This is a genomic window from Agarivorans sp. QJM3NY_33 (assembly GCF_050870865.2).
In the GTDB taxonomy this organism is placed as follows: domain Bacteria; phylum Pseudomonadota; class Gammaproteobacteria; order Enterobacterales; family Celerinatantimonadaceae; genus Agarivorans.
Genome location: NZ_CP194039.2, coordinates 3,042,991 through 3,062,930, shown reverse-complemented (window position 1 = coordinate 3,062,930; position 19,940 = coordinate 3,042,991). Strand labels below are relative to the sequence as shown.

14 protein-coding genes are annotated in these 19,940 nt (G+C 46.1%); 4 read left to right on the top strand and 10 right to left on the bottom strand.

All coding sequences use genetic code 11. The features are described from left to right. The first annotated feature begins 173 nt into the window (after positions 1 to 173). The gene (locus ACRRSY_RS13735) at positions 174 to 1,334 is read left to right on the top strand and encodes a PQQ-dependent sugar dehydrogenase (RefSeq protein WP_432463443.1); all 1,161 of its coding nucleotides are present in this window, start codon (positions 174 to 176) and stop codon (positions 1,332 to 1,334) included. 194 nt (positions 1,335 to 1,528) lie between these two features. Here the strand turns inward: ACRRSY_RS13735 and ACRRSY_RS13730 are convergent, their stop codons facing one another. Next, entirely contained in the window at positions 1,529 to 3,619 is a 2,091-nt protein-coding gene (locus tag ACRRSY_RS13730; protein ID WP_432463442.1) for an RICIN domain-containing protein, read from the bottom strand. 848 nt (positions 3,620 to 4,467) lie between these two features. Continuing rightward, positions 4,468 to 4,593 (bottom strand): hypothetical protein, encoded by a 126-nt coding sequence (locus ACRRSY_RS13725; RefSeq protein WP_432463441.1) that lies wholly within the window; start codon positions 4,591 to 4,593, stop codon positions 4,468 to 4,470. Positions 4,594 to 4,843: 250 nt separating this feature from the next. Here ACRRSY_RS13725 and ACRRSY_RS13720 point away from each other — a divergent pair, with 250 nt between their 5' ends. Further along, positions 4,844 to 5,617: a substrate-binding periplasmic protein gene (locus ACRRSY_RS13720; protein ID WP_432463440.1), complete on the top strand. Its 774-nt coding sequence runs from the start codon at positions 4,844 to 4,846 to the stop codon at positions 5,615 to 5,617. Between the two features lie 80 nt (positions 5,618 to 5,697). On the opposite strand, the gene narL is transcribed toward ACRRSY_RS13720, so the two are convergent. The 7 genes from narL to cobA all read right to left on the bottom strand — a co-directional run bounded on the left by narL (position 5,698) and on the right by cobA (position 15,399). Further along, entirely contained in the window at positions 5,698 to 6,345 is a 648-nt protein-coding gene (gene narL / locus ACRRSY_RS13715) for a two-component system response regulator NarL (protein ID WP_432452650.1), read from the bottom strand. Between the two features lie 49 nt (positions 6,346 to 6,394). Further along, a complete protein-coding gene (locus ACRRSY_RS13710; RefSeq protein WP_432452651.1) occupies positions 6,395 to 8,194 on the bottom strand; it encodes a type IV pili methyl-accepting chemotaxis transducer N-terminal domain-containing protein in 1,800 nt (599 codons plus the stop codon). 20 nt (positions 8,195 to 8,214) lie between these two features. Then, positions 8,215 to 9,987, bottom strand: a complete 1,773-nt coding sequence (locus ACRRSY_RS13705; protein WP_432463439.1) for a protein kinase domain-containing protein — start codon at positions 9,985 to 9,987, stop codon at positions 8,215 to 8,217. A gap of 88 nt (positions 9,988 to 10,075) precedes the next feature. Further along, positions 10,076 to 11,545, bottom strand: a complete 1,470-nt coding sequence (locus tag ACRRSY_RS13700) for a NarK family nitrate/nitrite MFS transporter (protein WP_432463437.1) — start codon at positions 11,543 to 11,545, stop codon at positions 10,076 to 10,078. Positions 11,546 to 11,650: 105 nt separating this feature from the next. Beyond that, positions 11,651 to 11,977 (bottom strand): nitrite reductase small subunit NirD, encoded by a 327-nt coding sequence (gene nirD, locus ACRRSY_RS13695; RefSeq protein WP_432463436.1) that lies wholly within the window; start codon positions 11,975 to 11,977, stop codon positions 11,651 to 11,653. Positions 11,978 to 12,004: 27 nt separating this feature from the next. Beyond that, positions 12,005 to 14,545, bottom strand: a complete 2,541-nt coding sequence (nirB, locus tag ACRRSY_RS13690; RefSeq protein ID WP_432463435.1) for a nitrite reductase large subunit NirB — start codon at positions 14,543 to 14,545, stop codon at positions 12,005 to 12,007. A gap of 44 nt (positions 14,546 to 14,589) precedes the next feature. Further along, positions 14,590 to 15,399, bottom strand: coding sequence for a uroporphyrinogen-III C-methyltransferase (gene cobA, locus ACRRSY_RS13685; RefSeq protein WP_432452656.1), 810 nt, complete (start codon positions 15,397 to 15,399; stop codon positions 14,590 to 14,592). 386 nt (positions 15,400 to 15,785) lie between these two features. On the opposite strand from cobA, the gene ACRRSY_RS13680 reads away from it, so the two are divergent. Next, on the top strand, positions 15,786 to 18,260 hold the full coding sequence (locus ACRRSY_RS13680) for a molybdopterin oxidoreductase family protein (protein WP_432463434.1): 2,475 nt from the start codon (positions 15,786 to 15,788) through the stop codon (positions 18,258 to 18,260). A 92-nt stretch (positions 18,261 to 18,352) separates the two neighbouring features. On the opposite strand, the gene ACRRSY_RS13675 is transcribed toward ACRRSY_RS13680, so the two are convergent. Continuing rightward, positions 18,353 to 18,817: an Lrp/AsnC family transcriptional regulator gene (locus ACRRSY_RS13675; protein ID WP_432463433.1), complete on the bottom strand. Its 465-nt coding sequence runs from the start codon at positions 18,815 to 18,817 to the stop codon at positions 18,353 to 18,355. A gap of 138 nt (positions 18,818 to 18,955) precedes the next feature. Between ACRRSY_RS13675 and ACRRSY_RS13670 the strand changes: the two genes are divergently transcribed. Further along, on the top strand, positions 18,956 to 19,894 hold the full coding sequence (locus tag ACRRSY_RS13670) for a DMT family transporter (RefSeq protein WP_432463432.1): 939 nt from the start codon (positions 18,956 to 18,958) through the stop codon (positions 19,892 to 19,894). Positions 19,895 to 19,940: the final 46 nt, after the last annotated feature.

Genomic DNA, 19,940 nt, shown 5'->3' with positions numbered 1-19,940 from the left:
ACCAAAATAAGCCTCCTTAGGTTAATGCGGGGCGGCTTGTTTTAAGGGCAATGCGGGCTGATTATTGGGAGGATGGTTCAAGGACTTGTCACTATTTGAGTTTTGCGTTAGATCTATGATCAAGCGACATATTCAAACTGCTTAGTGGGCGCCACTTTTATAGGAGGTGTGTTATGCCAAACTCATCCGTATTTAGTCAGTTGTTTAAAGTTATGCTTTGTTTGTTATGGGCCGTTACGTGGTGCGTTTCGGCGGCTCAAAAACTGCAACTACAGGCCAGCAAAGACTATATACTGCAAGTGGAAAAGCTGGTTCAGCTGCCCGGTACGCCCTGGGCAATGGCTTGGTTAAACTCGTCGACCTTACTGGTGACCTTACGTCATGGTGAGTTACTCAGTGTCGATCTCACTAAAACCCAGGCTGGTCAGCAAGCGTGGCAAAAAATATCGGGCTTGCCCGCCATTTGGGCGCAAGGTCAAGGTGGCTTACTAGATGTGGTTAAAGGCCCCGACGGCTGGTTTTACTTTACCTACAGCAAACCAAAAAACAATAGCGGGGTCACCAGCTTAGCCAAAGCCAACATTGTGATAAATGACTTTGGCCAAGTGCAGATGATTAACTGGCAGGATTTGTTGGTCACGGATTCTGTGAGCGCTACCAATCGCCATTATGGTAGCCGTATCGCATTTGATCCCCAGCAACATATTTACTTCTCTATTGGCGATCGCGGAAACAGAGATAACGGGCAAAATACTCTGAACCACGCCGCGACTATATTGCGCTTGAACCTCGATGGTAGCGTGCCGAGCAATAATCCATTTGTGGCGAACAGCAAAGTCGACGACGCCATTTATAGTTATGGTCATCGCAATCCGCAAGGCTTGGCTTTTGACCGAAAGTTCAATCGCTTGTGGGCAATAGAACACGGCCCTCGTGGTGGCGATGAGCTTAATTTAATTGAAGCAGGAGGGAATTACGGCTGGCCGCTTACCTCGCATGGTCAAGAGTATTGGGGGCCGCTCAAGGTGGGCGAGGCTGAAACCCTAGCGGGTATAAATTCGCCCCTTAAAGTGTATATTCCCTCTATTGCACCCGGTTCGTTACTCAGTTATACAGGCGCCGCCTTTCCAGCCTGGCAAGGAGATTTATTCAGTGGGGCGTTAAAACTGCAACATCTGAATCGCATCATTATGAACCAACAGGGCATGCCTGTGGGAGAAGAACGTTTATTTGAAGACTTGGGCGAGCGAATTAGAGCCTTAACGGCGGATCCACAAGGTTATCTTTACTTCACCGCTGATAGTGGCAATTTATACAAAATAAATCCCAAGTAGTTGTTCTCGATAAGCATTCTAACTTGAGATCGCTGTTCGGAGCATTATCAAGGGAAGTTCTTTGTGTGTCTTGTTATGCACGCTTAAAGACTCGTTACGGGTGAGTCCGTCTCGAAGTCTGTTATCCAAGAAAGATAGAAAAAGGGGACAGCAATGTGTCCCCTTTAGATGAAGCCAGTGTTAAACAGTTATGCTTAGTTCGATTCGAAAGCACCGATATCGGGCGCTGAGCCGTTGTAGCTCAAACCAACATTGGTCCCTGCATCAATTAAATCACTGTCACTTTTCAGGTGGAAGAAATCAACCACTGGCAGGCTACCATCATCTTGACGGTCAGCCAGTAGGTCATCCACGTTCAAACTTACAAAGTCAGAAGAAGAGGTTGATACATTTTGCCAGCCGTTTTTACTGATGCTTGTTGATGCTGCGTCAAGTTTGTCACTACTGTCACCATCTAAAGAAATACTGTTTTTGATGGTGAGTTTTTTAAGTTGACGACTACTGCCATCACCTAAACCATAGTTGCGTGCATTCTTGTAGGATATCGCATTGTAGATGGTGACTTCACCACGGTTACTGTTTTGGTCGTAACCGTCAGCCGTGTTATCGGCAGAGATGGTGTTAATGTAAATGCCGTTGTGGGCAAGATCTTTATTGTCACTACCACCCGTTTTAAAACCGTTACCGTCGCCCACACCTTCTGAACCATTCTTTTGATAACCGTTTCGGATCATCCAAGAATATTCATGGGTTGTGGTGATGCTGCTGCCGTTGTCACGCAAGTATCCATCAAAACCATCATCTAAGTTCTGCCAAGCACGGCAGCCGTAGAAATAGTTACCGGTACCCACACCTAACTTCGCCGCAAAACCATCCGCATTTTCTAATGAAGAGTCTGCATTGTAGTAAGAGTCTGAATTTTTGATGAAGTTGTACGCAGCATTGCTGTCTATTTGTAAGCCAGTATCGGCATTTTCATAGAAAGCCATAAATTCAACTGTATTGTGCGATCCAGTCATATGCATACCGTTGTCACCGGCTTTTTTAATATCAAAGCCGTAGATGTGCCAGTAATCGGCTTTCATTTCGATACCGCGGTTTGAACCACTTTCAGACATTGCAGAAAAATCTAAGACGGGTCGGTTATCCCCTGGGTATGCACTGAGCACAATGGTTTTAGAGGAGGAGCCATCGTTGTCGATAATAATTGGCGAAGACGGTTTATAAGTGCCGCTACGGATGTAAATCACATCACCAGCGCTGGCTTTATCAATTGCACTTAATAGACTACTTAAGCTAGATACGACGGTTGCGCCGCTCACGGTACTCTTAATAAAAGAAGGGTAGCCGTTGGTTCTAGGCTCGCTGTTGGCTCCTGCATATTTGGCTGCGTCGGCCGTTGGGGCAGCAGCAGAACTGGACGAATCGCCGTTAGAGCCACCAGAAGATGAAGCTTTGGGAGTAGCACTAAACATCGATGAGTTCGAGTAGCCGCCATCACTGTTGGTATATTTAACCCAGAAGTAATAGGTTTTGCCGTTTTGTAGACCGGAAGCTGTGTAACTCAGGGTGCTTGGCGACACGCTGGCAATGCGAGTTCGACCAGAAGGATCACTGTCGGTATCTTGGTAAATTTGGTAATTTGAGTTGGTATTCGAGTCATTCCAACTTAATTTGACGATGCCATCTCCAGCCGAGCCATTGAGCACCACGCTTTCGGTCACCGCTGAGCCAGAACAACTGCTGGTTACAGGCTCTAGCCACCAACGTTGGGTATCGGTATTGCTGTCGTTTTCTTGGCGAACATTTGAACCGTTACTGGTACCGTTAGCACTTAAAGATAATGACGACTTTTTATTTACAATTTTGTAAGCACCTATGTAATCACCTGAGGTGGCTTGCTTGAGCTCCCATTGTTGATTATCGCCAAAATCATATGCTTCTTGTCGAACCGTTGCACCGTTGCTACTCGAGCTATCTTTAACGCTCGCCGCATAATCGGTGTTGGATGCTTGAATCGTCCAATAATGAGTGCTGGATTGGTAGTTTAAATAGAAGCGTTGCGAGTTTTTTCCTGCATTGTTTTCAATTACTACATTTGCATTTTCTGAATCTGATTCTGCGGCAAGCAATAATTCAGAACCAACATTGACTATTTTATATATAGCGCCGTCAACAGGTTGGTCTTTACAGTATTCTGCGGCTTGAATGTGTAGAGCTAAGGGGAACAGGCTGACACCTGTCACGAGGCTTGATATTATTTTTTTGGTTCGTAATCTATTCAAGTTTATATACTCCATTTATAAGTTCAATTGTGTAACCGAAGTTTTTATTTATAAGTGATGTTTTCGGTGTGAGTAATTTATCAAATACAAGCTTTTATTTTGAGATCTTGAACGCATATAAGAGTAAGCATGTGTGATTTATGCATGGTTTTTTATTATTTATAGTATGAAAATACTTATTATATAAATAGCAAACAACCTTGTTTGTTCATATAAATGAAAGACAAAGTGAATGGGTTCATTTGAACACCAGGTGTGAGTTTTCACTTTACCTGTTAGGCGTATCTTTTAATATAAAAATCAATGACTTATAATCGATCTTGGTTGTTGGTGAAACTCGCTGGATAGATTCTGCCAGAAATTTTTATACCTCACTTGGTGTTATGGCAGGTTGTTTGTGTTACCTCTTTATTTATTTTCTTACTAATTACCAAGAGTTAATCTTTAAGTGATTGATTTATTCGTTTTATATTTTTTGAAATCAGTAGTCTTTTGTTTTTATTTTTTTTAAAACGTAACAGCTTGCGCATAAATTATTAATTTTTATTCTTATTGGTTTTATAGAATATGGGTTAACCCTAAGGTGTTTAGACTATTTGCTCTAATAACTGGGCGCGGAGGCGAACAGTATTTAACAACCCCCTTGATGAGTGGGCATTTATTAGTAGTCACTTTAAGTTATTTGATTTTTATAGCTGTTTTGCTTGAAGCTTGGCTTTGATATGAGTGGATAAAGATTGTTTTATATTATTTCGTGTGATCTTAGTTTGTTTTATACAAGCGCTGTCCATTAATACGTAGGACCTTGGCTGTTTACGCTTTGTCGAAGGAGTCTCACTGTTTATTGTTCAATCAATGGTTGAAGCATCGATACGCGTCCCTAGAGTTTGTTGGCGCTGAGCCATCAGCTCAGCTCGCTTATATTTAACCGTGTAAGGCTCGGTTTCATCGATGAAAACATGCTGCTGTTTCATCTCACCATCATTGATCTTTAACTGCTTGCCAATCGTTTATTATCTTATCTTTAACATTATCGTACACATTTTTAACTATTTTGTGCGGGTCATATGGTTTTGGCTTAGAATTATATTTAGTTAAACGGGTCTGTAGTCTGATGATGGAATGGTTATTTTGATAAGTCTTCCCAGTGTGAAAAAGTGGCTGGTGACCCGATGCCCCAGTTTTTTCCGATAGCTTATTCGTTGTTTTGAATTAAGGGGGTTAATGAATATGACAAAATCTGTTTTCTTTTTTTTGCTGATGTGCTGGCTGACTTTACCTGTTTCTTTGTTGGCGCAAGCTCAGACTTTGCTTAGAGTTGCCTCCCCTGAGTTTCCGCCTTACGTCTATAAGCTTGAAAACGGAGAAGTTGGGGGAGTGGTCTCGGAAATCGTGGCTGAAGTATTTCAGAACATGGGCGTTGATTACAAGAATACCATCTATCCGTGGGCAAGAGCCTTGCGTATGCTCAAAGTTGGCCAAACGGATAGCCTTTATACGATTATGAAAAGCAAGGATAGAGAGGCGCTTTTTCATTACCCGGATGAACATCTCTTAGATGCCCGATGGGTGTTTTTTATCCGTAGAGCTGATGTTGGAAAACTGAAATTTGACTCCTTTGATGATTTGAAGGGGAAACGGATTGGTTTAGCGCTTGATACCAAATATAGTGAAGCCCTCTGGGAATTTGTCAAAAAAGAAAATAATTATGAACTGGTCGTCGGGGAGGAATTAAATTTGAAAAAATTGTTCGCGGGGCGAATTGATTACACGGTGTGCGACTACCTCACTGGGATGTTTCTAGCCAAGACTCTCGGCATTGAAGATCGTGTGGCTGCCCTTACTGCTAATCCCATCGACTCTACGCATTTCTATATCGCGTTTAATCAGCAAAATGTTGAGCGAACATTCGTGAAGCAGTTTTCTGATGAATTGAAAAAATTTAAATCGGGTGCTCGGTATAAGCAAATCCTGCAAAAACACAATATTCCCCAGTAAGCCTTTTGAGCGGAAATAGTGGGATCAAATTTGAGCTACTAATCGAAATCTCGTTTAAGGCTTTAGTTTATTTCTGTTTTTTACAATTGCTGATCTTTCAGCCAAACCGCAGCTTCTAAGCGTGAGCGTAAGTTTAATTTCTTGAGTAAGTGTTTTACATGGACTTTCACGGTGGCATCCGTAATTCGTAGTTCTTGGGCAATCAGTTTGTTACTCATGCCTTTGGCGATCAGTATCAAAATTTGGGATTCTCGGCCAGTTAAGCTTTCCAGTAAGTTTTCATCTGGCTGTTGCTTGGGTTTGTGCCATGATTGGGCGAGAACTTTAGTCAGACGATCAGATAGGGCCAGCTTTCCCAATACCGCTTGTTTAATGTTTTCAACAATGTCTTCTGGTTCCATATCTTTGAGTAAGTAACCGTCGGCTCCATTTTCAATGGCGGCTAATACATCATCTTCGGCGTCAGATACAGTTAACATCACAATGCGAGCGGTGATGTGTTGTTCACGCATTAAACGAACGGTTTCTAAGCCATCCATACCTTGCATATTCAGGTCTAAAATAATTAAATCAGGATCATCGTGAAGTGCCCCGATGATGGCGTCCGAGCCATTGTTATACTCGCTCAGTACCACCAGATCATCTTCCATGGCAATCAGTTGCTGTAAGCCTTTACGAAATAGCGGGTGATCATCGACTAACATCACCGTTGCTGCATTTGTACTCACATTACACTCCTTGTCACAAGTTCATTCGGCTTAACGCTATTCAGGCAGATTAAGCATTTTTCTCGACTTTACTCAGATAATTTGGCAGGAAAGTTAGACCGACTTCGGTTCCCATCGTATCAGGGGAGCGGATGGTTAATTCGCCATGTAAGGAATGACAACGCTCCTGCATAATTTCTGTTCCATAATGGTTTAATTTTAGCGCCATCTCTTTGATACCAATTCCATTATCTTTGATCAACAATTCAATTGATTTATTTGACTTTTCAATCAACGATATGCTGACCAACGAGCCATGGGAGTGCTTGATGGCATTTTGTAAGGCTTCTTTGGTGATTTGTAAAATATGAATGGCTTCACTGGGCTCAAAAGGTACGTGCGTGCAGTCGTAGTCAAGGCGAATATCGATGTCACTGCGCTCTGCGAGGGTTTTGATGGTATCGGTCAGTGCTGCCTTTAAGCCACCATTGCCAATTTGCAAACGAAATGTCGTGAGCAGCTCGCGCAATTGTCGATAGGCTGAGCTGAGGCCTTCCTTAAGCTCTGCTACCGGTTTGCTCACCTGTTCTGGAACATCAACGTCTTGTAGGCCTTTTTCGATACGGGTGACTTGTATTTTTAAATAGGACAAGGATTGTGCTAATGAATCGTGCAGCTCGCGGGCGATGATCGACCGTTCGTCCAATAAGGCGATGCGTCGTTGTTGATTGAGTTGCTCGGTTAAGCTTAAGGCGATTGCGAATTGATCGACCAGGGAATGTAATAAATTCTGTTGCCAGTCTTCTAAGGGAGCACTGGGATCATCTGCTACGATAAGTTCGCCAAATTGGGTATTGTTCCGCTCGATGATAAAGGTGCTGATCGCTGTAGATTCAGAGTGCTGCTCTGGAGGACTTTGGTGGTCAACAATAATATGTTGATAGGGCAACTGATAGTCATTGGCGAATAGTTTGAGCTCAATTTTTTTTCGTTCGCTCACTAAACATAATTCCTCAAGAATAGCGCGAAAAGCAAGCTGGCCGAGATGCGACTGATTTACCTGCTGAGCCACGTTATACAGAAAGGTTAAAATTTCATTGTTTCGACTCAACTGGATGGTTTTATTGTGGATCCGTTGTTCTAGGTCTCGATGGATTGCTTGAATACTGTCGTGAGCCTGATTGATGGTTTGCGACAACAGCCCCAATTCGTCTTCACGTTCAATATGACAGCGTTTACTCCAATCTCCCTTGGATGAGGCTTCGGCAACCGCAGTTAATGCCTTGAGTGGTTGTGCAATATGTCGATGAATCGAATACAAGGATAAACCAATCAGCAGCAAAGTAATCGACAGCATTACGGTTTGAATTATCTTCAGTAGAGCGAGGCGCTCTTCTAGTACTTGTTGATAGCCGTAAACCAGCTGGTCAATGTTCTCGACGAAGGATTCTAAGGTGGGCAAAAATCGCTCTAAGTCGAAATGTTGATCGGCATTGGCTAATTGCGGCTTGATCACGGTTTGCCAGCTGTGACGAATGGCTTGGTATTCTTGTTGTAGTTCGATTTCGTTAAAACGTATGAAATCCTTTTTAAGGACCGGGTCGCTAAATAAGGTTTCGAAACGTTGTATCAGAGCTTGTACTTTTTGCTGGTTTTGTTGATTGGGCGACTTTTGTAAGGTGGCGGCTTGGGTCGTGATCCGGTAGCTCATCATGCGTAGCGAGCCCGAGAGGTTGATGGCTTTTCCGTCATTCTCGCTGATTTGAGACATATACATCGAAGAAAAAATGCTGATGAATGCCATTAAAATCACGCTAATCATCATCGACGTAATTCGAAGTACAACGGAGCGACCAAATTTATGAAACACTAATGCAACCATAGCAATGTTTATTGTATTCTCTGTGATAAAAGTAAAAGCCCTTCGATAACCGAGAGCACACTAGCGAATAAGGCCAGACATTTCCAAAACAACAACGGATTTCGTTTTAATAAAGGTCTATTTTCTGTTCGTTTAGATAGTGCCATATTAGGGCTATAAATATCAGTGATAAAATCCCCCAAGGCTGAGTAGCGCTGATTTGGCTGGGGGGAAGTGGCTTTTGCAAACGCTAAATCCACCCATAATGGGATATCAGAACGGCTCTGTTGTATTGGCCGATAGGCCCATTTTATTTGTCTAGCGTGTTGGATATTTTGTTGTGACGAGCTTTTAAAAGGCAGGTTCCCACATAACATTTCATAGCCGATCACGGCGACGGAAAATAGATCCGAGTAAATTGTGGCTTGGCCTGTATTTATGTATTCTGGTGCGGTGTAATTCACCGAACCCAAGGGGAGCGCTTGGTTTACTTCAGGCAAGGCTTCCAAGGCGCCTTTAACCTCGACCGTGCCAAAATCTATAATTTTTACCAAATTGCCGTGCATCAGCATAATGTTTTCTGGTTTTAGATCTCGATGAACCATATCGGCGCGCTGCAAAACCCGTAAAGCAGCAATCACTTCTTTCAATATTTCTCTGACGGTTCTTAAGGACGGACAAGGGTTATCAAGCATCCACTGGCGTAGCGTCACCCCTTCGATATATTCACAGATCTGGTAGAGATAGTCGCTGGTTGCGGGGCAAGGATACATCTTCATGATGCGAGGGTTTTGCAGTTGAGAAGCAATCCAATACTCGTTGGCGAATCGCTGGAGGGTCGCGCGCTCGTCTTGTGCATTCAGTGAAGGGACTTTAATGACTCGTTTTTGATTGGCAATCTTATCCATTGCCAGATACAGATGGCTTCGACTGCCTTCGTAGAGCACTTTCAGTACTTGAAAATGGTCGATAACATGCCCTTCGCTTAGTGCTGGTGGGATGTTTCTAGCTAGTAGTATTTGTTGGTGTTCTAACAGATCATATTTGCTTAAGTTGAGTATTTCAAAAGCAATGCAGCTGGTATTATCGCTGCTGCCTCGTTCCAGCGCCGCCTGACATATTTGCTCGCTGAGACAGGTTATTGGCAGTGACTGGCAAAGTAACGGCTGTAATTGCTCATCTGGAATAAATTCGTGAACCCCATCGGTGGTTAGCACAAATCGATCGCCTGCTTGAAGTAAACAGCTTTGATAGTCGATTTCTAGGTGCTCATCCATTCCCAAGGCGCGTGTTAATACCCCGTTTGTGCCAATGCCAATCCGTTGATGATCTCGAGTCAGCAGGGTTAGTTGCTGATCTCTATATCGATAAATTCGGCTGTCTCCTACGTGAAATAGGTGGGCGGTATTTGATTTAAAAATAATGGCGCTGAATGTGGTGATCATGCCATTGTGTTGCAGATGGGGTTTTCCTTGTGAAAAGAGCCAATAATTTAGAGGTTTGAGAATTTTCATCACCGCATGTTTCACACTCCAACTGACCGGTGTTGAATAGTAGTCGCTGACAAATTGAGTGACCGCAGTATGGCTTGCACGCTGCCCTTGTTCACTGCAGCTCACGCCATCAGCGATGCATCCAAGAATGCCCTTATAGGTGAGTTCATCGCTGCTCAATGGCGATTTGACGATAAATGCATCTTGGTTTTGATCGCGGACCCCTTGGCTGGAGTGACCGGAAAAACTTATCCAATTCGCCCCTTCTGCGCCCAACATTCGCTGTATTCCTGACTCACTCTGGTTCATAAATTGGCTCGTAGATAAAAGCTCGATGGGCTTGCCATTCGAGCTTTGAGTGTTTTATATCAATCGCTTGGCGATGATGTCGCGATATTTAGTTGGAAACATCGATTAAAGTGACACTACCATCATCGTTTACTTCAGCGATTTTACCGTTTGGCTCTTCCATAAACATCAGTGCGATAAAGCCGACAACCGCGGTACATGCGATGACATAAAAGAAAGTCTGATATTCCACAAACGAAAGAATGGTTAAATAGACTACCGCTCCCACATTACCATAAGCCCCGGTCATGCCTGCAATTTGTCCAGTCATACGACGTTTAATCAAGGGCACCGTGGCAAATACCGCGCCTTCACCCGCTTGTACGAAGAATGAGCACGCCATGGCAGCGGCAACGGCTAACCATAAAGGCCATTGGGCATTGACATTTCCCATCAGAAAATAACCCACGGCTAATCCGGCGGTTAAAATCAGCAGGGTAAGCTTACGACCAAATTTATCGGAAATTAAGCCGCCGCCGGGTCGCGACATTAAATTCATGAAGGCATACGCTGAGGCAACCATCCCGGCGACCACTGGCGACAGTTCGAAGGTTTCAGAGAAAAATAATGGCAACATAGAAATCACCGCAAGCTCAGAACCAAAGGTGGCGAAGTATAGTAAGTTTAATACTGCCACTTGTTTAAATTTGTATTGATGGATCGCTTCAACAGGTTCCACAAATACCGATTTATTTACTTTCCATACCTGATGAGCATCGAGGACATAAAGCCCAATTAAACCCATATAGATTGAGTTGACGACCCATTGCTCTAGCATTCCCACACCACCCGGAGATAATTTCCATGCCAGTAAAGCAAGCACTGCATACATCGGTACTTTCATGGCGAGTAACAGGAAGAAATCACCTTTGGATGTCACTTCCATGGCCGATAGGTGTTTTGGTTTGAAATAGGTCGCCCCTTTAGGGGTATCGCTAACGTTAAAGAAGAATACAAACGAGAACAATAAACTCATTAAACCAGTGATGGCAATGGCATAACGCCAACCGTCATCTCCACCAAAAATTAGCGCTAGTGTTGGCAACGTAAACGCTGCAGCGGCAGAGCCGAAGTTCCCCCAGCCCCCATAAATACCTTCAGCCATCCCTAGTTGGTGGTGAGGAAACCACTCAGAAACAAGGCGGATCCCAATCACAAATCCAGCACCGATGAAGCCCAATAAGAAACGAGCAATTGCCGCTTGAATAAATGAGTCGGCAAAAGCAAACATAAAGCAGGGGATGGAACAAATGGCTAATAGGGCCGAATAAACGATGCGAGGCCCAAATCGATCAGTAAACATGCCTATCAGGACTCGGGCGGGGATGGTTAACGCTACATTTAGAATCAGTAAAGTTTTGATTTCTTCCGTTGATAATCCCAGCGAGACTTTTACCGCTTGCAGTAAAGGTGCAAAGTTAAACCAAACTACGAAAGTAATAAAAAATGCCATCCAGCTGAGATGGAGGGTTTTCATTTTTCCTTGAAAGGAAAGGAGTGAAATTTTTGTGCTATCCATAATATTTCCCTATATAACTAGTATTTTTTAGAACGCGACATCCCGCCCATAACTGAAGCCTGGGTCAGCTTGTTCAGTTCGTTATGGGGGATGAGGCTGTCTTGTCTATTGTTTGATTTCGATAGAACCTTGATTGATTCGAACTTGATAGGTGTGTAGTTGAATTTCTGGTTGTTCCAGACACTCTCCGGTGTGCAGATCAAAGTGCTGTTTGTATAGGGGGGACGCGACACACAGGCGATCGTTGATGGTGCCAATGATGCCGCGGGAAAGTACGTTAGCTTTCCCAAAGGGATCGAAGTTGGTAATCGCGTGTACACTGTTGGTTCGGCTGCTGAGAAAGATCGCAACCTGATTATCGCCAACTTTAGCGCATACACCGGTGTTGGGCGCAATATCTTCGCTCTTACAAATAGTGAGCCAGTTATCCATGGCATATTCTCCTCAGGGCTGGTGGTATTAGTTAACGGTGGCAACGTCAATTGCTAATTGGTTTATCTTGAGATCAGGACATTTCTGCTGGCGAATACTGATAAAGCGCTGGTTTTCATCCCGCTCGTCGCTGTTAATGAAGTGATTAAAACGTTTTAATTTGTCGGGTGACTCAAGGGTGGTTTTCCATTCACACTGATATTGACTGATGGTGGCGGCCATGGCCTGTTCTAATTCGGCGTTCAGGCCGAGTTTATCTTCGATAATCACTTGCTTGAGGTAGTCGATGCCGCCTTCTAGATTTTCTAACCAGACAGAGGTTCTTTGGAGTCGATCGGCGGTGCGTATGTAGAACATCAACAGGCGATCGACATATTGGATCAGCGTGGCATCATCCAAATCAGTCGCAAAAAGATCAGCATGTCGGGGGCGCATGCCGCCGTTGCCGCAGACGTATAAATTCCAGCCTTGGTCTGTGGCGATGATGCCAATGTCTTTGGATTGTGCTTCGGCACATTCCCGGGTGCAACCCGAGACGGCAAATTTTAATTTATGCGGAGAGCGTAAGCCTTTATAACGGTTTTCCAGATCAATGGCGAAGCCCAGGCTATCTTGCACACCATAACGACACCAGCTGTTCCCCACGCAAGATTTAACCGTCCGCAAGGATTTGCCATAGGCATGACCCGTTTCAAAACCGGCATCCACCAGACGCTGCCAGATTTGCGGCAAGTCGTTGAGTTGAGCGCCAAATAAATCGATGCGCTGGCCACCGGTAATTTTGGTGTAAAGCTGAAATTCGCAGGCCACCTGACCAATGACAATTAGTTTTTCGGGAGTGATTTCTCCGCCAGGTATTCTTGGCACCACTGAATAGCTCCCGTCTTTTTGCATATTGCCCAGGTAGATATCGTTGGTATCCTGTAGCTCGATATGCTGATCCTGCAAAATATACTCATTCCAGTAGGAGGCGAGGATAGAGCCCGCCGTGGGTTTGCAGATCTCACAACCTAAGCCTGAACCGTAGCTTGTGAGCAATTGCTCAAAGGTTTTGATTTGATTGACCCGAATCAGATCACTCAGTTCCTGGCGAGAATAGGCGAAGTGTTCGCAAATGTGGTTATTCACTTCAACTCCTGATTTTGCCAGTTCGCTGTCTAAGACTTGCTTGGCCAGCGCGCTGCAGCCGCCACATCCGGTGGAGGCATTGGTCATTTCTTTGAGTGCGGCCATCGAACTGCAGCCTGCAGCAACCGCCTGTTTGATGTGGCCTTTGCTTACGTCGAAGCAGGAGCAAATCACCGCACTGTCGGGCAGCGCATCAACACCTAAGCCTGGCGACTGATCTTCGGCAACGTTGGGCAGGATCAGTACCGATGGATTTTCCGGCAGTGCCAAGTTATTTTGCTGTAGTTGTAAAATATTGCCGTAGGCTTGAGTATCGCCAACCAGCACTGCGCCAATAATTTTTTGTTTATCTGCCGAGACAATCAGTCGCTTGTAGACTTGTTCAATATCGTCTTTGTAGGTATAGGAGAGCGCCCCTTGCGTTGCGCCATGCACCTCGCCAATGCTGGCCACATCGATCCCCAGTAACTTCAATTTGGTGCTCATGTCGGCACCGGTAAATTCCATGGGCTCGGGCTGACCGAGCAGATGTTGGGCCGCCACCTTGGCCATTTGGTAGCCGGGTGCTACCAGACCAAAGATACGCTGCTGCCATAGGGCACATTCGCCAATGGCGTAGATATCCTCGAAATTGGTTTGGCAGAAATTGTTAATCACGATGCCGCCACGGGGACCAATCTGAATATCGGCATTTTTGGCTAAGCTATCTTGAGGACGGATCCCCGCGGAGAATACGATCATATCGGTTTCGAGATAAGAGCCATCGGCAAAATTCATGCGGTAGCGAGACTGTTCGCCGTCAACGATTTCGGTGGTGGCTTTAGCGGTATGTACCTGCACGCCCAATGCTTCGATTTTATGGCGCAGTAAGTCGCCCCCATCCTGATCGAGTTGTACTGCCATCAAGCGTGGGGCAAATTCTACCACGTGAGTCTCTAATGCCAGATTTTTGATGGCATTGGCGGCTTCCAGTCCCAACAATCCACCGCCGATAATCACGCCGGACTTGCAGGACTGACTCGCCAAAGCGATGGCATCGAGGTCTTCGAGAGTACGATAGACATAACAATGCTCCCGATCATGACCGGGAATAGCCGGTACAAACGGATAGGAGCCGGTTGCCAATATCAGCTTGTCGTAGGACTCTTCGCGTCCCGAGGCGGTTTGGATAGTTTTATTGCCGGGGTGAATCGCAGTGACTTTTTCATTCAGCAGATAATTGACCCCGTGCTGTTGATAATAGCCTTCGCTGGTTAAGGCCAGATCCTCCGCAGATTTTCCGGAAAAATAGGCGGTTAACTGGACCCGGTCGTAAGCCAGGCGCGGTTCTTCCGAGAAGGTCAGGATCTCCAGATCTTCGGCTTGGCTTTGCAGCAGCAGATCAATAAATTTGTGACCAACCATTCCGTTGCCAACCACGATGATTTTTTGCTTATTCATGATGCAAATTCCTTTTTAATTAAATCGACTCATTGACCCGAGGTTTAGGCGATTAACGAGAGTTGTTGTGTTGCTGGGCTGGAAAACTGGAGAAGATGGTCTTGTTCCAGAGTTGCTAATTGCGAAGCAAGCGTCACCACTTTGCCAATTACAATCAGCGCAGGAGACTTTAGCTGATGTTTGCTGGCGAGGTTTTCCAAGCCATCTAATTGACCGATAAACTGTCTTTGTTTGGCGGTGCAGCCATTTTCAATGATGGCGACCGGCGTGGCCGGATCCATGTCGTAGCGCATTAATTGAGATTGGATCAGCCTGACTTTGCTTAATCCCATATAGATAACCAGGGTTTGCTTCAATTGTGCTAGCGCTTGCCAGTTCACATCGAGTGACTGTTCGGCATGCGCAGTTATAAAGCTGCAGCCTTGCGCAAGGCCTCGGTGGGTGAGGGGAATGTTGGCGTAAGTTGAGCAGCCAGAAGCAGCGGTAATGCCCGGCACCACATTCACTTGAATACCGTGTCTGGCAAGATAGAGCATTTCTTCACTGCCGCGGCCAAACACCAAAGCATCTCCGCCTTTGAGGCGACATACCCGGTAACCTCTTTGGGCATAATCGCGGAGAAGACGGTTGATTTGATCCTGCTGATAGCTGTGCTTGCCTTTGGCTTTGCCGACGCAGATTTGTTCTGCCCCAGCGGGGAACAGCGTTTGTATTTCCTGACTGACCAGCTTGTCATAGACAATCACATCGGCAGCCTGAATGGTTTTGAGTGCCTTTAGCGTCAGTAGCTCCGGATCGCCCGGGCCTGCGCCGACTAAAGAAACCACACCATAAAGTGATTGATTGACATGCATTGCGGCCACCACTGCGTTTTATAAAATTCATATTTCACTCAACGCAATATGAGTGCCAAGGCTAGCTATATGTTCGTTTTGCTTTATATTTATTGTTGTTTATCAATTATTTATATTATTTACTTTTGAATTTTCAGCTTTGAGTGTGAAGCTTGGGTTTTTCAAATAATAATGATTATGGGCATTTAAGGTGCGATGATTATTTATAATCGACCAAACTACAACTAAATAGGTAGATGGCAGGTCCTTATGCAGCTACCACTTTAGTGGTAGTTGTTAATTCAAGATGCTGATTAAAAACATCTTTAATTTGTTTTTTGTTGTTTTCATTGATTTGGAATGGTATTTGCTCTAATTCTCTCTAATGTTGGTCTTTGAGGTTACTTATGAGAGACGTGGAAGGATGGATAAAAACCACCTGTGCCTATTGTGGTGTGGGTTGTGGTGTAGAGGCAAGAGTGCTCGCCAGTGGTCGTTTAGAGATCAGAGGAGACCAACAGCACCCGGCAAATTTTGGGAAATTGTGTACCAAGGGCATCGCGCTTGGCGATACGGTGATTCACGATGGGCGATTAATGTCGCCGCAACTGAAGCAGCCTGATGGCTTTGTGGACATCGACTGGGAGCATGCCTTAAATCGGGTTGCAGAGCAGTTTAGCCAAATCATTGGTGAGCACGGCCCCGATGCCGTGGCATTTTACGTCTCTGGGCAGCTATTAACTGAAGACTATTATGTGGCGAATAAACTGATCAAGGGTTTTCTGGGAACCGCAAATATCGATAGTAACTCCCGTTTATGTATGGCCTCGGCGGTGGTGGGGCAGAAACGGGCATTTGGCATGGATACGGTTGCGGTGTGCTATCAGGATATCGAGCAAGCCGAGCTGGTTATTTTAGTTGGGTCTAATCTGGCGTGGTGCCATCCGGTGTTATTTCAGCGATTAATTGTGGCGAAACAGAACAATGCAGCGCTTCAAGTCATTGTGATCGATCCCCGCAACAACGAATCTTGCGATATTGCCGATCTGCATCTTGCGATTGCACCGGGAAGCGATGTGGTACTGTTTAATCAATTATTGGCTTATCTGGCGGCGCAGGGTGAGCTTGATCAGGACTTTATTGCCCAACATACTCAGCACTTTGAGCAGGCTTATGCCTCGGCCAGCAGTGATGCTCAGGCGGTGCATGACATTGGCCTCAGTGAAGCCGAATGTCAGGCATTTTTTGAGGCTTTTGCTCGCACCGAGCGGGTGCTTACCATTTATTCTCAAGGGGTGAATCAGTCTTCGCAGGGCTCTGACAAAGTTAATAGTATTATTAACTGTCATTTAGCCACCGGGAAAATTGGTAAACCCGGCTGCGGGCCGTTTTCCATCACTGGCCAGCCCAATGCCATGGGGGGCAGGGAAGTTGGGGCTTTAGCCAATACCTTAGCCGCGCATATGGAGTTTAATCCGCAGGATATTGAGCGGGTTGCCAGCTTTTGGCAGGCCGAGCACATGGCCACCGAGCCGGGACTAAAAGCGCTGGATATGTTTGAGGCCATCGCTGCCGGCAAAATCAAAGCGCTGTGGATCATGGCGACCAATCCAGTGGTGAGTTTGCCCGATAGCAGTAAAATTAAACGGGCCCTTGAAAAATGCCCCTTTGTCGTCGTCTCCGATTGCATCGAAAAAACCGCAACGACGCAGTTTGCCGATGTATTACTGCCGGCGCAGGGCTGGAGTGAAAAGTCGGGAACGGTCACTAACTCGGAACGTCGGATCTCTCGCCAGCGGCGTTTATTAGCCAGCCCGGGGCAGGCCAAACCCGACTGGTGGATTATTTCACAGGTGGCGCAGAGGATGGGGTTTAAAGAACAATTTAGCTACGCCCATGAAGGGGCGGTATTTAAAGAGCATGCGGCGCTCACCGCGCTGGATAATCAAGGTTTTGAAAGAGACTTAAATCTGGCAGGTTTGAGTCATCTTAGCGGCAGCGAATACCAGCAGTTACTGCCGCAACAATGGCCGGTGTTGAAACAGCAACGCTCCGTGAGTCATCAGCGGCTGTTTGAAGATGGCAGGTTTTATACTCCCAATCGAAAAGCTAACTTTGTAGCGGTGACTTATCGCGCGCCATCAATTCAAGTCTGCGCAGATTTCCCGCTGATTTTGAATACCGGACGAACTCGCGATCATTGGCATACCATGACTCGAACCGGTTTGTCTGCGCGACTGGCCACACATATGCCAGAGCCTTATCTGCTGGTGCATCCCGATACGGCGAAAAAATATGCAGTAACACATGGGCTGTTGGCAAAAGTGAGTAATCGCCATGGCGATTGTATGAGCCGAGTGATTGAAACGACATCGATGCGGCGCGATGAAGTTTTTGTGCCGATCCACTGGAATGAACTGACCGCGTCGAACAGCAAGCCGGGGGGCTTGATTGACGCAAGAGCGGATCGCTTGTCGGGGCAGCCGGAGTTTAAATTTACGCCGGTTAAAATTGCCGACTGTCCGATGAGCAGCTTTGCGCTGTTGTTGGTTCGAGAGCCTGTCGAACTTGGCCAGATTGACTATTGGGTGAGACGAAAAACCACAGGTGCTTATCTGTATCAAATCGAGAGTCAACAAAGCCTGCAAGGGCTCGATGAACGCATTCATCTTGCGCTCACGACAGCGCGCAGCAGAACCATTCAGGCGGCCAGCGCAAACCATCGGCTCTGCGCGGCAATCGATAACAACCAGCTTAGCTGGCTTTACCTGGCCGCCAATCAAGGGATCGCAGAACCCACCATGCAGCAGGTGATGGCATGGTTCGCCGAGGACAAGCCGCTGGCGGAGCTTGAGCAAGACATGATGGCACTGGCTCAATGAGTGGCCGCTGAAGCGCAGCGGTGTGCTATTTGCGTAAGCTGCAACAAGTTAAGCTTGCCAAAAGTACTTCAGCAGCCGCCACGTTTTATCCGTTACCGGCTCACCTTTGTCAACGGCAGTGGGGCCGCTGATTTCACACAACGGATCGCGACGTGACTCTGGATATCCTTCACATGGGGGAGTCCTTGCAGGCGTTTTAAAATACCTTCGTAATCATTTAAATCAATCGCCACAACTTCCAGACTATAATCGGCGGTGCCTGAAACCAGATGGGCGCTAACGATGTCTTGCATGTCGATCATCGCCGTTTCAAAAGCCGTATGGGCGCTAACTTCATGGGTGTTCAGTCGTACCTCTACAAAAATAGTCATCGAGAAGCCCGCTTTTTGCCGATCAACGCGCGCGTGGTAGCCCTGAATCACGCCACTTTGCTCTAATTGTTTTACGCGTCGCAGACACGGCGAGGGCGATAAACAAATCTGCTCCGAGAGGGCGACATTGGTGAGGCGTCCATCGTCTTGCAGTCGGGATAAGATCTCGATGTCTGTTTTGTTCATTTTGGCATACTATTAATATTAGGAAGGGTAATTTGGCATAGTATAGCAATTTATTCAAAATTTGGGTTGGATATTGCAAGGACATGCTCACCATATTGGCTGGATAATAGACTTTCGGTACGCCATAAGGAAAGCGTTATGTCTGATACTTGCAGCTCCAACACCGCCCCCCACTATAAACAGTATGCCACTGGCGGGGCGTTTCGTTATGGTTTACTCACCGCTCTGGTGAGTATTTCTATTTGGGCTTTCTGGCTGGTGAGCATGCGGGCCGGGGTGACCAATTCTTTAGGCTTTTTTGACCTTGGCTTGTTGCGTTATTCGCCGCCAGCGCTGTTGCTGCTGCCTATTTTATGGCGCTCGAGAGCCTTACTGAAAGGTGTTTCGCCAACGCTGTTATTGGGGATAGTTGCCGGTGCGGGCGTGCCATTTTTCTATTTGAGCGCCACCGGTCTTAAGTACGCTCCAGCCTCCCATGCCGGTTTATTAATTTTGGGGGCTTATCCGCTATTTGTGACTTTATTGGCGGTGGTTTTTTATCAAGAAAGGGTGAGCATTCAACGTAAAATCGGTCTCTGCCTAGTGACTCTGGGCGTCGTGGTCCTCTTTAGCTTATCTTTGCTCACGGCCCCTGCTGGAACTTGGATTGGCGACTTATTGTTGCTTGCCGCGAGTCTTTTTTGGGCGATTTATACGGTGAGTTTACGGATAGCTGGCCTGCCGCCGCTGGTTTCTACGGCTTTGATGGGACTGGTTTCGGTGCTGGTTTTGCTGTTGTTATGGTCGACTGGTTTGGTGTCTAGTCAGTTAGTGGACACGCCATGGCAGATGTTAGCGTGGCAGTTTTTGGTGCAAAGCTTATTGGTCGGTTTGCTCACGGGTTTTAGTTATGGCTTTGCCATTCAACGCTTGGGAGCCGAAAACATGGCCGCGATTGGTGCCTTTACCCCTGTTTTAGCGGCCTTGATAGCGGTTCCTGTTTTGGGCGAAATGATCGAGGTTTATTCCATCGTGGGGCTGCTATTGGTGAGCGCTGGAGTACTGATTGCCAGTGGTATTTTTAGCAAGCGGCAGTGAGTCCTGCCCAGCTGATCATTGTTCGCTGAAGATTTGCATTAGCCTT